At 63.8% G+C, this 16,844-nt stretch carries 14 protein-coding genes; 10 read left to right on the top strand and 4 right to left on the bottom strand.

Annotated features, from left to right (window positions below):
• Positions 1-64 precede the first annotated feature (64 nt).
• From ACTXGA_RS05320 to ACTXGA_RS05310, 3 genes are all read left to right on the top strand, one after another.
• On the top strand, positions 65-2,524 hold the full coding sequence (locus ACTXGA_RS05320) for a PIG-L family deacetylase (RefSeq protein WP_443392101.1): 2,460 nt from the start codon (positions 65-67) through the stop codon (positions 2,522-2,524).
• A gap of 51 nt (positions 2,525-2,575) precedes the next feature.
• Entirely contained in the window at positions 2,576-3,319 is a 744-nt protein-coding gene (locus ACTXGA_RS05315) for an SDR family NAD(P)-dependent oxidoreductase (protein ID WP_443392100.1), read from the top strand.
• Between the two features lie 90 nt (positions 3,320-3,409).
• Positions 3,410-4,135, top strand: a complete 726-nt coding sequence (locus ACTXGA_RS05310; RefSeq protein WP_443392099.1) for a FadR/GntR family transcriptional regulator — start codon at positions 3,410-3,412, stop codon at positions 4,133-4,135.
• A gap of 172 nt (positions 4,136-4,307) precedes the next feature.
• Here the strand turns inward: ACTXGA_RS05310 and ACTXGA_RS05305 are convergent, their stop codons facing one another.
• Genes ACTXGA_RS05305 through ACTXGA_RS05295 form a run of 3 tightly spaced genes read right to left on the bottom strand, consistent with a single transcriptional unit; the run spans position 4,308 to position 7,478 of the window.
• Positions 4,308-5,270 (bottom strand): ketopantoate reductase family protein, encoded by a 963-nt coding sequence (locus ACTXGA_RS05305; protein ID WP_443392098.1) that lies wholly within the window; start codon positions 5,268-5,270, stop codon positions 4,308-4,310.
• Between the two features lie 11 nt (positions 5,271-5,281).
• Positions 5,282-6,394: an iron-containing alcohol dehydrogenase gene (locus ACTXGA_RS05300; RefSeq protein ID WP_443392097.1), complete on the bottom strand. Its 1,113-nt coding sequence runs from the start codon at positions 6,392-6,394 to the stop codon at positions 5,282-5,284.
• 10 nt (positions 6,395-6,404) lie between these two features.
• Entirely contained in the window at positions 6,405-7,478 is a 1,074-nt protein-coding gene (locus tag ACTXGA_RS05295) for a sialidase family protein (RefSeq protein WP_443392096.1), read from the bottom strand.
• Positions 7,479-7,817: 339 nt separating this feature from the next.
• Between ACTXGA_RS05295 and ACTXGA_RS05290 the strand changes: the two genes are divergently transcribed.
• Complete coding sequence (locus ACTXGA_RS05290) at positions 7,818-8,705, top strand: DMT family transporter (protein WP_443392095.1); 888 nt, start codon at positions 7,818-7,820, stop codon at positions 8,703-8,705.
• A gap of 8 nt (positions 8,706-8,713) precedes the next feature.
• Here ACTXGA_RS05290 and ACTXGA_RS05285 read toward each other — a convergent pair whose 3' ends face one another.
• Positions 8,714-9,625 (bottom strand): LysR substrate-binding domain-containing protein, encoded by a 912-nt coding sequence (locus ACTXGA_RS05285; protein WP_443392094.1) that lies wholly within the window; start codon positions 9,623-9,625, stop codon positions 8,714-8,716.
• Positions 9,626-9,833: 208 nt separating this feature from the next.
• On the opposite strand from ACTXGA_RS05285, the gene ACTXGA_RS05280 reads away from it, so the two are divergent.
• The 6 genes from ACTXGA_RS05280 to ACTXGA_RS05255 are packed head-to-tail and all read left to right on the top strand — an operon-like array spanning position 9,834 to position 16,844.
• A complete protein-coding gene (locus ACTXGA_RS05280; RefSeq protein ID WP_443392093.1) occupies positions 9,834-11,333 on the top strand; it encodes an ABC transporter substrate-binding protein in 1,500 nt (499 codons plus the stop codon).
• Positions 11,334-11,384: 51 nt separating this feature from the next.
• Positions 11,385-12,299 carry an ABC transporter permease gene (locus ACTXGA_RS05275; RefSeq protein ID WP_443392092.1) on the top strand — a complete coding sequence of 305 codons (915 nt, stop codon included), beginning with the start codon at positions 11,385-11,387 and terminating at the stop codon, positions 12,297-12,299.
• 4 nt (positions 12,300-12,303) lie between these two features.
• Entirely contained in the window at positions 12,304-13,224 is a 921-nt protein-coding gene (locus tag ACTXGA_RS05270; protein ID WP_443392091.1) for an ABC transporter permease, read from the top strand.
• A complete protein-coding gene (locus ACTXGA_RS05265; protein WP_443392090.1) occupies positions 13,217-14,845 on the top strand; it encodes an ABC transporter ATP-binding protein in 1,629 nt (542 codons plus the stop codon). The genes ACTXGA_RS05270 and ACTXGA_RS05265 overlap by 8 nt, the downstream gene beginning before the upstream one ends.
• Positions 14,845-15,807: a 2-hydroxyacid dehydrogenase gene (locus ACTXGA_RS05260; protein ID WP_443392089.1), complete on the top strand. Its 963-nt coding sequence runs from the start codon at positions 14,845-14,847 to the stop codon at positions 15,805-15,807. Before ACTXGA_RS05265 ends, ACTXGA_RS05260 begins: the two co-directional genes overlap by 1 nt.
• The gene (locus tag ACTXGA_RS05255; RefSeq protein ID WP_443392088.1) at positions 15,804-16,844 is read left to right on the top strand and encodes a DUF475 domain-containing protein; all 1,041 of its coding nucleotides are present in this window, start codon (positions 15,804-15,806) and stop codon (positions 16,842-16,844) included. The genes ACTXGA_RS05260 and ACTXGA_RS05255 overlap by 4 nt, the downstream gene beginning before the upstream one ends.

Below are 16,844 nucleotides of genomic sequence, written 5' to 3'. Positions count from 1 at the left end.
GGCGGTCTCCGCCGCGCTGCACCGGCGGCGCGGGTCCGGCCAAGATCGATATCGGGGGACGTCGATGCCACCATTGGAAGAGCTTGTATCGCTGGCGGATGTCGAGGACATCACCGGCGCCGTCGAAATAGAGGTCATCGCCCGTTTCGACGACATCCACGCCGGGTACTGGCAGCGCCTGTTCGATTTCGGCGACGGCCCGAATTCCAACAACCTGCTGCTGACGCAGTACGAAAATACCTCTGACCTAATGTTCGTGCTCTATCAGGACGGCACGCAGTACAGTGTCACCGCGCCCAACGCCATCGTGCAGGGAGAGACCGCCACCTGGAACGTCGGCATCGACGTTTCGGGGCGGATGTGGATCGACAAGAACGGCATGCGGCTGGCCGAGGGGACCTCGGCGGTGCCCGCGGACGTGGCGCGGGTTAACGAACTTCTGGGCGAAAGCAACTGGTCCGAGGATACCCCGCTGGACGGCGCTATTCTGGGCATCGACGTCACCAACGAAGGTGAGGCGGTGGACGGCGGTCGCCTGAACGCGCCAGAGCCCATCGACGGGGCGTTTCAGCTCGACGTGGTGGCCCGCTTTGACGATCTGACCGGCACGTCGGGGCAGACCATCCTTGATTTCGGCGGGGTCCTGTCGCTGGCGCAGGTCGGCACCTCGGACGACCTTGCGCTGACGCTGGTGCAGGAGGGCGTGACCCATCAGGTGCTGGCCGAGGGCGCCATCGAAGAGGGCGCGTTGGCCCATTGGTCCGTGGGCATCGATCCCGACGGCACCATGTGGATCGAAAAGGACGGAACGCTGCTGGCGACAGGCGCGGGCGCGGTCCCGCAGGGCATCGGCGCGCCCCTGTTGGTGGGAACCTCCGGCAGCGGCGGCGCGCTGGACGGGGTGGTTCTGGACCTGACCATCGCGCAGGAGGGCAGCGGCACCACCGATCCGGTGGACCCAGATCCCGTGGATCCGGTAGCCCCCGTAGATCCGGTGGACCCCATAGATCCGGTGGACCCCGTCGATCCCGTCGACCCGACCACCCCAACCGATCCGGTCGATCCGACACCCCCCGCCGATCCCCCCACAACAGGCCCGCAACAGATCGACGGCGCCTTCCGCATCGAGGCCACCGTGCGGTTCGACGACATCCAGGGCGGCTATTGGCAGCGGGTAATCGATTTTGGCGACGGCCCCGGCACCAACAACATCCTCTTCACGCAGATCGAGAACACGCCCTCGATCATGCTGGAACTCTGGCAGGACGGCGCGGTCAACCGGGTGATCGCCGAAGGCGCGATCACCGAAGGGCAAACCGCCGACTGGGCCTTTGGCATCGACGAAACCGGCCTGATGTGGATCGACAAGGACGGCGCGCGGCTGGCACAGAACCAGGGCGTCGTCCCCGCGGATGTGGAGCGCGCCAACCTGCTGGTCGGCAGCTCCAACTGGGCCGAGGACACCCCCCTGATCGGAGAGATCACCGACCTCACCGTGACCAACGGCGCGGCCCCCGAGGACCCGGCAGACCCCACCGATCCAACCGACCCCACAGACCCGACCGATCCAATCGACCCCACGGACCCAACCGATCCCACACCCCCGCCCGCCCCCGGCACCGGCGACATGGTCATCGTCGCCCATCAGGACGACGACCTGTTGTTCATGAACCCCACGCTGAACGGGCTGATCGATGGCGAAAACCCCGTCACCACGGTCTACCTCACCGCAGGCGACGCCGGGCGCGGATCCGATTACTGGACCGGGCGCGAAGAGGGCGAAAAGGACGCCTATGCCTACATGGCCGGGGCCGACGACTGGATCGATGAGACCGTCACGCTGGACGTCGATGGTCAGGGCTTCGACATTGCCTCCGCCTATCTCGCCAGCCAGCCGGACATCCGCCTCTACTTCCTGCGGCTGCCGGACGGGTTCGGCGATGGCAGCGGGTCAGGCACCTACGGCTTTGAAAGCCTTGAACAATTGGCAGAGGGCGACATCGACAGCATCACCGCCGTGGACGGCTCCGCCACCTATTCGGCGGACCAGCTGACCGGCGTGCTGACCGCGCTGATGGACCGTCACACCCCCGACCACCTGCACATTCAGGACCACACCACCGTGCACGCGGGCATCGAACATTCCGACCACCTCAGCACCGCGCAATTCGCCACCGACGCGGCGGCGGATTACAACGCCGATGTGACCGTGACCAGCTATGTGGGCTACGCCTCATGGGGGCTCGAAGAGAACCTGACGCCAGAGGAACTGGAGGTCACGACCACCACCTTTGACACCTACGCCCAGCATGATCCGCTGGTCTTCACCCCCGAAGGCGCGCTGATCGGCTCTTATCAGGACTGGGTTCAGCGCGAATACGTGGCCGATGAATACGTGCTGACCGCCGACAGCGCCGAAGGCTTTGCCGGTCTCGCCTACTATGAGGCGATCATGGCCCCGCCAGACCAATCCGACCCGGCCGACACGCCAGAGGAAGAGGAAACCATCGACCTCGTGATCTGACTTGGCAGGGCGCTCCGCCCAAGGCAGGCTGCCCGACAGGGAGGACAGATCATGCTGCAGGGACAGGTTGCCATCATCACCGGGGCCAGCCGGGGGATCGGCCGCGCCACGGCGCTGGCGCTGGCCCGCGCGGGGGCCGCGCTGCTGCTGCAGGCCACCAATGGCGACAGGTTGACGGCGCTGGCCGCAGAGATCACCGCCGCGGGGGGCAAGGCGCTGACCCTTGCCGGCGACGTGACCGATCCGGCCATCGCGGAACAGGCGGTCAACATGGCGCAGGACGGCTTTGGCCGCCTCGATCTGCTTGTGAACAACGCGGGCATCAACACGCGCTCCTCGACGCTGGACATGGCGCTGGACGACTGGACCCGCGTGATGGACGTGAACCTGAACGGTACCCTGCATTTCTGCCGCGCCGCCCTGCCGCCGATGATCGCGCAGGGCGCGGGCGCAATCGTCAACGTCAGTTCCACCACCGCCAAGACCCCGCACCGCAATGCCGCCCCCGCCTATGGCGCGTCCAAGGCGGCGGTGAATTACCTGACCATGCATCTGGCGCAGGAAATGGCCCCGCATGGCATCCGCGTGAATGCCGTCTGCCCCGGCCCGACAGAGACCGACATGTCGCAGCAATGGACCGACGCTTACCGGGACCGCGTGACGGCGAGCGTGCCTCTGGGCCGCCTTGGCACGCCAGAGGACATCGCGCAGACGATCCTCTTTCTCTGCTCGCCCGCATCCGGCTTTATCACCGGGGAAACGCTCAACGCCAATGGCGGGACCTACATGAACTGATCGCGAAGATATGACATCCTGACGTACCGCTCTCTTTGACAGCAAACGGAAATTGCCGCAGCATCGGACAACTTTGCCAACCGGACCGCCATGCCCAGATCCGCCGACACAGCCCGCCGCCGCAGCCTCTCGGACGATGTCTTTGACCGGATGGTGCGCGCGATCAAATCCGGCGCTTACGGGCCGGATGAACGGCTGCCCACGGAACATGACCTTGCCGCCGAATTCGAGGTGTCCCGCCCCACCATCCGCGAGGCGCTGCGCCGCCTGCGCGAACAGGGGCTGATCTATTCGCGGCGCGGCGCGGGCAGCTTTGTGCGTCAGTCGGGCCTGCGCGAACCGCTGGGATTTGGTCAGCTGGCCAGCATCTCGGATCTGGACCGCTGCTATGAATTCCGTCTCACGCTGGAACCCGAAGGGGCGGCGCAGGCGGCGCGGCGTCATGACGGGCAAAGCCTTGACCGCATCGCCCGCGCGCTGGACCTGATGCGTGACGCCACCGAACAGGCCCGCCACCGCGAAGACGCCGATTTCGCCTTTCACCTCTCCATCGCCGAGGCCAGCGCGAACCCCTATTTCGCCACCGCCATGCAGGCGCTGAAGGATCACATCGCGGTCGGGATGCAGTTCCATGGCGCCGCGCTCAAGGCCGCGCCAAAAGGGCTGGAAGAGGTCTATGCCGAACACGCCGCGATCTTTGCCGCGATCCGCGACCGCGACGCCGACAGCGCGCACAGCCTGATGTTCCGCCACCTCAAGGGCTCTCGTGACCGGCTGTTCGAGGGCCGCGCAGACCCCGGCGCTGCGCAGGCCTGATGCGCGTTGGCGACGGACCGGGTCGGCGGGAAAACGCGGGTTACGGCGCGCCTGTCAGACACCGCCAAATGTCAACGAAGGGTAAATTCGCCCCTGTAACCCCTTGATCTGGCATTCCCCCTAAGCTGTCCACGCGTGGACACCCCGGAATTTGCCCGCCAAATCGTCGCCGTCACAGCCCGATGGCGGCGGCCAGATCCTCGGGTCTCATCACCTGCCCCATCCCCTCCCGCGCGACCTTGGCCGCCAGCGCCGCGACGCGGGCATTCAGGGGGGCCTCGCCGCCATTCATCCGGGCAATCAGGGCGATCTCTCCGTTCAGATAATCCGTCTCGACAGAGCCCGCGCCGCGCAGCAGGCTCTGCGCCGTCGAATTGCCCAGCCGGTCCACCCCGGCGACCGGCTCGATCGTCAGCAGGGTGCCCCGGCGCGGATCGCCCGCGCCCATGTCCTGCCAGACGATGCCCGCCGCCTCCATCACGGCCATCCCCTCGGCCCGCAGCGCCGCCGGGATGGGCGACTTCACCCCGCGCCCCAGAAGCGCCTCGACGATATTGCCAAGGTTCACGATCAGCTTGCCGTATTTGTTTTCCATCACGGTCGGTGTGGCAAAGCTCTTGATCCGCGCCGCCGTCAACGCCTCTGCCAGCGCCTCATCCGCCGCATCACACCCCGAAGGAAAGCGCCCGATGTCAAAGACCCCCAGGTTGGGCCGCCCGAAACAGATCGCCTCATCCGCCTGCATGTATTCCGCCGGCAACATGACGTTGATGCCATGCACGTTGGGAAAGACCCGCAGCGCCATGCTTTCGTTCGCCACCCCGTTCTGCATGCAAAATATCGGCTGCTCCCTGATCCCCGCCGCGCGCAGATCCTCCAGCGCCGAAATCGTGTGCTGCGTCTTCATTGCCAGCAGGATCACATCCTCCGGCCCCGGCGAGATTTCGGAGGCATGGCCGACCATCTCCAGCCGCACCCGCTGCTCCCCGTCGTGCCCCCGCAACAAGAGGCCCCGGTCCCGTATCGCCTCCAGCCGTCCGCCCCGGGCGATGCCCAGAACCTCGTGCCCCGACAGGGCAAGCGCCGCCGCGACGACACCGCCAACGGCGCCGACGCCAAAGATGATGATCCTCATGTCCCGTCCTTTCAGTAGGCGGCGCGATAGATCGCTTCGACCTCGGCCACGCTCATGTCCCGGGGATTGTTATCCATCAGCCTGCGGATAGCATGGGCCTCTGCCGCCCAGGGTGCAAGGCTGGCCTCCTCGACGCCATGCGCCTCAAGCGACATCGTCAAACCCAGTGTGCGGCACCAATCGGCGACGGCAGCGGCTGTATCGCGCGCGCCCTCCAATCCCAGCGCCGCCAGAACTTCGGCGGTCTTTTCCGGACGGGCGACGGCGTTGAAGCCGAGGACATGCGGAAACAGCAGCGCCACGCTCAGCCCGTGGGGCAGCCCGCCGCGCGTGCCCAGCGGATAGGCCAGCGCATGCCCGGCGGCGGTGTTCACGGGCCCAAGGCACAGCCCGCCATAAAAGCTGGACAGCAGCATTCCGGCGCGGGCATCCGCATCCGTCCCATCCGCCACCGCACGGGCCAGGTACTGCCCCGCCAGACCGATCCCCATGCGGGCATAGCCGTCGATCAGGGGATGTGCCCGGATATTGGTAAAGGCCTCGACGCAATGCGCCAGCGCGTCAACGCCTGTCGCGGCCGTCAGCGCGGGCGGGACGCTCATGGTCAGGTCGGGATCCAGAATGGCGATGTCGGCGGCCATGTGCGGGCTTTCGACCGCCACCTTCATCCCGGTTTCGGTCGATGTGACGAGCGCGCGGATGCCACCCTCTGACCCGGTTCCGGCGGTGGTCGCCACCTGCGCCAGCAGCGCGCCTTTCGCCGCCACCCGGTTCGGCCCGGCCACGTCCGCCAAGGTCTGGTCGCTGTGCCAGAGCACGGCGACAAGCTTGGCCACATCCATGACAGAGCCGCCGCCCAGCCCGATCACAACCTCGGGCAGGTGGGCGCGCGCGGCGTCCAGGGCCGCCTCCAGGTGGGTGTCCTTCGGCTCCGGTGCCACGCCATCAAAGACGCGCACCGCCCCCTTCAGGTCCAGACGGTCCACAAGGGAGGCGGTCGACGGGCTGGCAATGACCAGCACACGCGGCGTGCCCTGAAGCCAGGCGCCAAGCCGGGCCGCGGTGCCAGAGCCGACCTCGATCCGTTTCGGCAGGTGCAGGGCAATTGGGCGGGACAGGTCCATCGGGGTCCTCTCAACCAGTGTGGGACTGCGCGTCCAGCCAAGAACGGCTGAGACGGACGTATTTTATGGCGCGCCGGTGATAGGTGTAGGCAAGGTGCAGCGTGCCCTCGGCATCCTCGATCAGCGAGGGATAAGACATTTCGTGATTGCGACCGTCTAGAGAGTCATTGGACAGGCAATCGCCCGGACCATCCTCGACGAGGATCCGATCCGGGAAGCTGTGACCGCCATCCGAGGACAGGGCCAGAACCATGGGCGCACGCGGCACGCCCCAAACCGGCGCGCAGCCGCCGCTGGCGGATGGCCGGTCGTCCTCGTCGCCCAATTCGTCATAGAGCGACTCTCGGCGCGCATCGGGATGCAGGGCGGCGTTCACGGGGTTGCAGGCAATGGCGATGCGCCCGTCCGACAGGGCAATCGCCGAGATCGAGGAATTGTTGTTGGGCAGATCGGTGGCCTGCGGCGTTGACCAGCTTTCCCCGCCATCAAGGCTTTCGGTCCGGTAGACGAAATCGGCCTGTCGCCGACGGAAGAAGGCCGCGTAGTGGTCCGGCCCCATAGGAACCAGCGTCATGTGCACACAGCCCATCGACGCGGGCACATGGACCACGCGCCATGATTGCCCGGCATCCGCACTGATGGCCAAGGCAGCAGTGTCATGGCTGCCGGTCCACCTTTGCCCGGGTCTCGAGACGCACAGAAAGAGCGGCAGCAGCCACGCACCATCCGCACGGATCCGGATCGGTGCCCTGACGAATGTGCCGGTCGGCAGCGGCAAATCCACCGGCTCACCCCCTTCGGCCCGCATCCGCACGACGCAGGCATCCTGATTGCCGCCGGGCTGTGCCGTGTGCAGGATCAGACGCCGCCCATCGGGCGCATCGAACTGGACCGGGTTCTGCTCTGAGCGGTCGGGATCATCTGTCAGCCGCTGGGCAGGCGTCCAGCCCCCCTCCCCCAGCGTTGCGCGCCAGATGGAAATGTCAGATTTTCCCTCAAGCGATCCGCCGAACCAGAGGCAAGACAAGCCCTGCGGCGACGGGGACAGGAACGCGGCATGATTCTGGACGCATGGAGAAGGCAAGAGGGCCTCCTCCCGGCCCTCACCAGCTGGATGCAAACGCCCGTCCATAGCGGACGCAATCTGTTCCGGCGTAAGCATTCATCCCCTCCCTGCCCGAAAGCTCCTTGATGCAGGATGCTCGCCGTTCGGAAAAGTTGTCAAGTTATAATGATTAATCTTCAGGCAGATAAGACGGGAAACAGGTTCGCAAATATTTGTTTTTCAATATGTTTACACGAATTTTCCGGCGCCCTCTGAACGGTTTCCAAAATTCTTTTGACAATTAATGGGCGCCCGGCAAGACTTCTTTCAGGAATTGTGACGCGGCTGAACCTTGCCCGGCACATCATCGGAGCATGAATGGCGCAGTCACGATGGGGCATGAATCCGGATCGTTCGGAACTCGCAGGTGTCAGCCTGATGCTGCTGGCCTCGGGGCTGGGCGCAGTCGATGCGGCCTTGATAAAATTGATGTCGGGTGGCGTGCACCCGTTTGTCATGGGGTTCACCCGTTCGCTGTTCGGCCTGCTGGTGGTGCTGCCGTGGATCCTGTCCCGTCCCGGCATCCTGAAATCAAATTACCGGTTTCGGCACGTGCTACGCGCCGCGTTGAAGCTGGCCTCGTTGCTGGCGTATTTCGTGGCCTTCGCAACTGCGCCGCTGGCCAATGTCACGGCCATTGCCTTTACCGCGCCGATCTTCGTGACGGTGGGGGCCTGGGTGTTTCTGGGCGAAACACCGCGCGCCCTGCGCATTGCCGCCGTGGCCATCGGCTTTGTCGGCGTGTTGATCGTGCTCAGCCCGGGACGCGGGGCGGGCGTTTCCTCGGGACTGCTGTTTGCGCTGCTCGGGGCGCTGCTGACCGCTCTGATCCAACTGATCCTGAAGCCCATGTCCGCGCGAGATTCGACCGAAACGCTTGTGGCGTGGAACCTGATCGCCACGGTGCCGATCGCCGCCATTCCGGCGCTATTTGTCTGGCAAACGCCAACCGGGACAGAATGGATGCTGCTGGCCCTGCAGGGGGCGCTGGGGGCGCTGGCCATGGGATGCGTGACGCGCGCCTTTTACTATGCAGAGGCCTCATTGATCGGTCCCGTCGACTTTCTGCGCCTGCCCTTCGTGGCAGTGCTGGGATATTTCTTCTTCGGTCAGGTCGTGCAGATGAGCACATGGATCGGGGGCATGGTGATCTTTGTCGCGACGATCCTGATGGCCCGCAGCGCGCGGAGGTCATTTGTGCCGTGACGGGTGGGTCAGCGAAACGGGGAAAGCGCCTCCAGAACGATCTGCCGCAGACGCTGGTACAGCGGCAGGTCCCGCCGCTTGGGCCCGGCGGTCAGGTACAGGGTGGACCGGAACCGATCCGGCGTTTCGATCTGCCTGAAGGTGAGATTGGCCATGCTGACCGCCTGCGCGGATTGCGGCACCACCGCGACCCCCACGCCGTAGTTGACCAAGGCCAGAACGGACGTGGTCTGGCTGACTTCCATGACGGTCGATGGCTCAATGCCCTCGCTGCCAAAGAGCGCGCCGTGGATTTCACGCAGGAACCCGCCCCGGTCGGCGGAATAGCCGATGAAGGGCTCACCATCGATGTCGGCAAGCCGGGCCTGCGGGACGCTGGCCAATCTATGACTGGACGGCACCGCCAGAACGAAGGGTTCGCTTACCACAAGCGTGCTCTCGATCTCGGCATGGCGGCGCGCGGTGCGCGTCAGCCCCATGTCCAGACGCCCGGACAGCAGCGATTCGTTGATTTCGTAACTCATCATTTCGGACGGGCTGATGCCGACGTTTGGCAGGCTGTCACGAACCGCGCAAACCAGCCTTGGCACAAATTCGATACCCGCAGAGGGCACAAACCCAAGCGCAAGCCCCCCCGCCTCTCCGCGTGCGGCCTGTCGCGCTGTCAGCGCCGCCCGTTCGGCACGTTGCAGCAGGTCCCCGGCACTGACGAGAAAGCTTTCCCCGGCGGGCGTCAGCCTCACGGCGCGGTTGTTGCGTTCCAGCAGACTTTCGCCAACTGCTTGTTCCAACATCTGAATTTGCCGCGACAGCGGCGGCTGCGTCATGTTCAACCGCTCCGCCGCCCGGCGGAAATTGAGCTCTTCGGCCACCGCGACAAAGCACCTGAGCTGATAGAGTTCAAACCCCGATTTTGCCAAAAGTCGCTCCTGTCCTGCATGCCGCCAGAGGCGGCCCTGGAAGAGTGATACAAATTGCGCATCAAAACAATCCAAGATTGGAATTTACATAGCTGGGGCACAGCGTAGCCTTCAGGAAATTTCCGCCAGCGGCCTGAACCGCAGAACGGAATACAAAAGGCGCTCCGGGGAGGGAGCGCCGCATTTCAGGGACAAGGGAGGAGAATCCATGACCCATAAGTTTACCCATCTCACTGCGGCTTTGCTGGCCTCGACGATTGCCGGGGCGGCCTTTGCCGAGGAAGTGACCGTCGTGTTGTCCGAAGAACTGGACATCGTTGACCCCTGCGAGGCGTCGCGGTCGAACGTCGGCCGCGTCGTGCTGCAAAACGTTTCTGAGACCATGACCGAACTGGTGCCCGGTTCCGGCCTGCAGCCGCGTCTTGCCGAAAGCTGGGAGGACATGGGCGATGGCACATGGCGCTTCAACCTGCGCAGCGGCGTGAATTTTCATGACGGCAGCGCGCTGGACGCCGCCGACGTCGCCCATTCGCTGAAGCGGATCAAGGTGGATACGATTTCCTGTGAGATCGGCGCCAAGTTCTTTGGCGGCATCGAACTGACCACGAACGTTGTCGACGACACTACCATCGAGGTCACCGCGGATCCGGCGCAGCCGATCCTGCCGCTGCTAATCTCGACGGTCACTATCGTGCCGTCGGAGACCACGACAGAGGCCTATGTGGACATTCCCATCGGCACCGGCCCCTACACCTTTGACGAATATGCGCGCGGCCAGCACATCAAGCTGTCGCTGAACGATAATTACTGGGGCGAAACCCCGTCCGTGACCTCGGCAACCTATGTGTTCCGCTCCGACTCGGCGGTGCGCGCGGCCATGGTGGCCGCAGGTGAGGCGGACATCGCGCCCAACATCGCGTTGCAGGATGCCACCGATCCGAGCATGGATTTCAGCTATCCGAACTCGGAAACCGTCTACATGCGCCCGGACAACACGATGGCGCCGCTGGATGACGTCCGCGTGCGTCAAGCGCTGAACTACGCGGTCGACCGCGAGGCGTTTGTGGGCACGATCCTTGCCGACGGCACGCTGCTGGCCACCGGCATCACGCCGCCCTCTACCATCGGCTACAACGAAACGCTGGAACCCTACCCCTTTGATCTGGACAAGGCCAAGGAACTGCTGGCCGCGGCCAAGGCCGACGGCGTTCCGGTGGATACCGAGATCACGCTGATCGGGCGGACCAACAACTGGGGCAACGTGCTGGAAACCATGGAGGCGCTGCTGGCCATGTGGCAGGACGCCGGCTTCAACATGAAGCTGCAGATGGTCGAGGTGGCCGAGTGGCTGGAACACTATTCCAACCCCTTCCCGGAAAACCGGGGGCCGGAAATCGTCGCCGCGCAGCATGACAATGCCAACGGCGATCCGGTGTTTTCGATGTACTTCAAGTACGCAAGCGAGGGCCTGCAGTCCGCGACCCGCGATGCCAAGCTGGATGCGATGATGGCCGCCGCCACCAGCGCAACCGGCGCCGAGCGTGAGGCGCTGTGGAAAGAGCTCTTCGCCTATATCCACTCGGAAACGGTGAACGACGTGATCCTGTTCCACATGGTGGGCTTCAGCCGCGTCAACCCGCGGCTGGATTTCCATCCGACCATCCGGACCAACAGCGAACTGCAGCTTTCGCAGATCTCGTTCAAGTAAGACGGCTTCGGGGGCGGCCCTGCCCGCCCCCGGCCCCCATGAGGCACCACAATGAAGTCCTTTCTTGGAAAACGCGCAATCGCCAGCGCGATATCGTTGGTCGGTCTAGTCATTCTGGTGTTCTTCCTGAGCCGCCTGACCGGTGATCCGACCGACCTCTACCTGCCCGTCGACGCCAGCCAGGAAGCGCGCGACAACTTTCGCAAAATCCACGGGTTGAACGACCCGCTGCTGGTTCAGTTCGGGCGCTTTCTGGGCGATCTTGTCCAACTGGATTTCGGCATGTCGATCCGCCGCGCCGAACCGGCCATCGACGCCGTGCTGCGCGGTTTTGCCTGGACGCTGCAGCTGGCCGCCATCACGATGCTGCTGGTGACCGTTTCGGCCATCGTGATCGGCAGTCTCGCGGCCTTTCGCGTCGGCGGTGTGTTTGATCGTCTGGCAACCTTCTTTTCGCTGATCGGCGCCAGCGCTCCGGATTTCTGGATCGCCATTGTCGCCATCGTGTTGTTTTCGGTCACACTGGGCTGGGTGCCGACCAGCGGCACCGGCACGCCGTGGCACTGGATCCTGCCGATCGGGGTGCTGTTCATCCGGCCCTTTGGCCTGATCCTGCAGGTGGTGCGGGGGTCGATGATCTCGACCCTGAGTTCCGCCTACATCAAGACCGCGCGCGCAAAAGGCGTGAAGAACCGCCCGATCATCTTTGTCCACGCCCTGCGCAATGCCATGCTGCCGGTCATCACCGTCATCGGCGATCAGGCGGCGGGGCTGCTGAACGGCGCGGTGGTCGTCGAGACGATCTTTGGCTTTCCCGGTGTCGGCAAGCTGATGATCGACTCCATCCTGCAACGGGATTTCACCGTTATCGTCGCCGCCATCATGGTCACGGCCATCGCCATCTTCGTGATGAACCTGCTGATCGACATTCTTTACGCGGTTCTCGACCCGCGGATCCGGTACTGACCCCATGGCCGTGACAGAACAAAAGCCCGTGGCCGACGTGCCGCCCGCCTATCTGCAGGTGCTGCGGATGTTGTGGCGGGACAAGTTCGCCTTTTGCGCGACGCTGTTCCTGCTGGTTGTCGTGCTCTGTGCGGTCTTCGGGCCGATGATGCTGGAAGAGATTGCCACCAAGCAGAACCTGCGCGGCCGCAACGCCGCCCCCTTCGATTTCACCAAGCCGTGGGTATATTGGCTGGGCGGCGACGCCTTGGGCCGTCCGCTGTTGGCACGGATCATCGTTGCTGCGCAGAACACCATGATGGTCGCGGCCGGCGCGGTGGTTTTTTCGCTGCTAATAGGCTCATCGCTGGGGTTGATTGCGGGCTACACCAACAAGCTGGGCAGCCAGATCATCATGCGGTTGGCGGATGTGATCATGTCCTTTCCTTCGCTTCTGATGGCGGTGATCGTGCTTTACATGCTGTCGCCTTCGGTCGGAAATATCGTGATCGTGCTGGCGATTACCCGCATCCCCGTCTACCTGCGCACGACCCGCGCCGAGGTACTGGAAGTCCGCGAGCGGATGTTCGTGCAGGCGGCCAAGGTCATGGGCGCCTCCACCCCGCGCATCGTCTTTCGCCACATCCTGCCGGTTGTTTTTCCGACGCTGATCACCATCGCCACGCTGGATTTCGCCTTTGTCATGCTGGCCGAAAGCTCCCTTTCGTTTCTCGGCATCGGCATCCAGCCGCCCGAAATCACATGGGGCCTGATGGTGTCGCAGGGTCGTCCCTACCTGACCACGGCGTGGTGGCTGTCTTTCTGGCCGGGGCTGGCCATCATCCTGACCACCCTGTCTCTGAACCTGCTGTCGAACTGGATGCGCACCGCGCTGGACCCGGTACAGCGCTGGCGGTTGGAAATCGCGAGGAAGAAGAATGGCTGACCCTCTTCTCGAAGTGCGCAACCTCACGGTGGATTTCCACACCGCTCAGGGAACGGTTCATGCGGTCCGCGATGTCACGTGGCACCTGAACCGGGGCGAATGCCTTGCCATCCTTGGTGAGAGCGGATCGGGCAAATCCGTCTCTGCCTCTGCCATCATGAACCTGATTGACTGCCCACCCGGTGAAATCACCTCGGGCGAGATCTTTTTCGAAGGCCGCGACCTGCTGAAACTGTCGGAGGAAGAACGCCGCCAGTTGAATGGCAAGCGCATCGCGATGATCTTTCAGGATCCGCTCAGCCATCTGAACCCGGTCTATACCGTCGGTTTCCAGATCGAAGAGATGATGACGGCCCACGGCATGCCCCGGGATCAGGCCCGTCCCCGCTGTCTGGACCTGCTGAAGCGGGTCGGCATCCCCGATTATGAGAACAAGATAGACGCCTACCCGCACCAGTTTTCCGGCGGCCAGCGGCAGCGCCTGATGATCGCGATGGCATTGGCGTTGAAGCCCGACATCCTGATCGCGGATGAACCGACCACTGCACTGGACGTGACGGTGCAGGCCCAGATCTTGGCCCTGCTGGAGGAATTGCAAAAAGAGACCGGCATGGGGTTGCTGCTGATCACCCATGACCTTGGGGTCGTGGCCGAGGTGGCGGACCGGGTGGTGGTCATGAACTCGGGCCAGATCGTCGAAACCGGCAGCGCGGCGGAGGTGTATCGCAACCCGTCGCACCCCTACACGAAAAAGCTGATCGGGGCCGTCCCGGGCAGCGGCGAAATGGCCAAACCGCTCGGCACCGGGGTCAAGCCGATCCTCGAAATCAACGGATTGAGCAAGACGTTCGGTGCCTTCGTTGCGCTGGACGATGCCAGCCTGACCGTCCTTCCGGGGGAAACCGTCGCCATCGTGGGCGAAAGCGGATCAGGCAAATCCACGCTGGCCAAGTGCCTGTTGCGTCTGGAAGAGGCGACCTCGGGCGAGGCGCTGTGGAACGGGCAGGACCTTGTGTCGATGCCGCCAAAAGAGCTGTTCGACCTGCGCCGCGACATCCAGATGGTGTTTCAGGACCCGACGCAATCGCTGAACCCGCGCATGAGCGTCTATCAGATCATCTCCGAAGCCTGGGTCATCCATCCCGAAATCCTGCCCAAGGCGCAGTGGAAAGCCAAGGTGCAGGACCTGCTGGACCATGTCGGCCTCAGCCCCGAGCACATGAACCGCTATCCGCACCAGTTTTCCGGCGGTCAGCGACAGCGCATCGCCATTGCGCGCGCGCTGGCGCTGGAACCTAAACTGATCGTCTGTGACGAGGCGGTTTCGGCGCTGGACGTGTCCATTCAGGCGCAGGTGATCAACCTGCTGGACAAGCTGCAGGACGAATTCGGCCTGAGCTACCTTTTCATCGCCCATGACCTGCCGCTGGTGCGCGATTTTGCGCATCGGGTGGTGGTCATGCAGGGCGGGCGGATCGTCGAGCAGGGGCCGGTGGCCCAGATCTTTGACGCGCCGCGTATGGATTATACCCGCAACCTCATGGCCGCCTCTCTGCATCCTGATCCGGACGTGCAGGCAGAGCGGCGTCGCCAGCGACTTGCATTGCAAAAGGCATCGTAATGACCAAACAAGACGTTCTTGTTCTCTATCCCGCCCGCCCCAAAGCAATGGCGCAACTGGAAGAGACCTATACCCTGCACCGCGCCGATCAGGCCGCCGACCGTGATGCATTTCTGGCCGAATACGGGTCGCGCTGTACCGGCGTCGTCACCAACGGTCATGCGGATCTGACACGCGCCGATCTGGACCACCTGCCCAATCTGGAAATTGTCGCCTGTTCCTCTGCCGGGTTCGAAAACATCGACGATGCCGCCCTGCGCGAACATCGCATCGCCTTCACCAACAGTTCGGACGCGCTGTATGACGATGTGGCCGACATTGCCCTGTTGCTGACGCTGGCCTGCCGGCGGCATCTGATCGCCGGACATGACTATGTGAAATCGGGCGATTGGGGGCGCAAGGGGCCCTACCCCCTGCTGTCCGCCAACAAGGGCAAAAAGGCCGGTATTGTCGGGCTTGGCACCATCGGTCTGGCCATCGCCCGGCGGCTGGAACCGCTGAAGATGGAACTGGGCTATACCGCCCGCAGCAAGAAGTCCGTCGATTACCGCCATTTCGCCGATGTCGTCGCGCTGGCCGACTGGGCGGATGTTCTGGTTCTGGCCGTTCCCGGCGGGCCGGAAACCGAAAAGATGATCAACGCGCAGGTTCTTGAGGCGCTCGGACCACAGGGCACCCTGATCAACATCGCGCGTGGCAGTGTCGTGGATGAAGCGGCGCTGATCGAGGCGCTGTCAAACGGCAAGCTGGGCAGCGCCGGGCTTGATGTCTTCGTGAACGAACCCACCCCGGATCCCGCTCTGACGGCATTGCCCAACATCACGCTCTACCCACATCACGCCAGCGGCACGGTGGAAACTCGCGATGCCATGGCGCAGACGGTGGTCGACAATCTTGCCGCGCATTACGCGGGCAAACCGCTGTTGACCCCGGTTTACGACCTGTCGGACAGCGCCAGATGACCTCCTTGATGACCTATTTCCGATGGCCGGTCGCCCTGACCGCGCTGGGTCTGTTGCTGGCAGGCTGGCTGGGCTGGCAGACAACCGGCACGGCGGGTGGCACGCTATCGTTCTTCATGATCGGCGCAGTGCTGGCGGTGCTGGAAATCTCATTGAGCTTCGACAACGCCATCGTGAACGCCAACAAGCTGAAGGACATGTCACCGGTCTGGCAGCACCGGTTCCTGACATGGGGCATCCTGATCGCGGTCTTCGGCATGCGGATCGTCTTTCCGCTGCTGGTGGTGGTCATCGCCGCCCGCATTGGCCCCTTCGAGGCGATCCTGCTTGCCGCGCGGGAACCGCAGGAATACGCCCGCATCATGGATGAGGCGCATCTGTCGATCTCCGCCTTTGGCGGGACATTCCTGATGATGGTGGCGCTGAGCTACTTCATGGACGAAGAGAAAGAGGTCGACTGGCTGCGTATTCTGGAGAGCCGCTTGCGCGACTGGTCCGCAGTCGGTGGGCTGGAGGTGGCGCTGGTGCTGGCCGTGGCCATGATCTTTACGGTCAGCCTGCCCGGACACGAGGGCGCGGAATTCCTCTTTGCCGCTGTCAGCGGGTTGCTGACCTTTCTGGCGGTCGAATTGCTGGGCCATTTCCTAGACGCCTCTGATCAGGCGCGGGGCACGGCGGCGGCGGGCGGCTTGGGGGCCTTTTTGTACCTCGAAGTGCTGGATGCCAGCTTTTCCTTCGACGGGGTGATCGGTGCATTCGCCCTGACGCAGAACCTGTTCCTGATCGCCATCGGCCTTGGCATCGGCGCGATGTATGTGCGGTCGATGACCCTGATGCTGGTCGAGCGCAAGACGCTGGCGCAATTTCGCTACCTGGAACACGGAGCATTCTACTCGGTGCTGGTGCTGTCGATCATCATGTTCACTCAATCCCTTGTGCATATTCCCGAGGTCATCACCGGGTTGATCGGCGCCTGTCTGATCGGTTTGTCGCTGATTGCTTCGATCCGGTATGAACGCTCCGTGAGGGAAGGCTGA

Source organism: Antarctobacter jejuensis, assembly GCF_052266595.1.
Classification (GTDB): Bacteria; Pseudomonadota; Alphaproteobacteria; order Rhodobacterales; family Rhodobacteraceae; genus Antarctobacter; species Antarctobacter jejuensis.
Note: the sequence above shows the minus strand (reverse complement) of the source record. Positions and strands in the feature narration are given on the sequence as shown.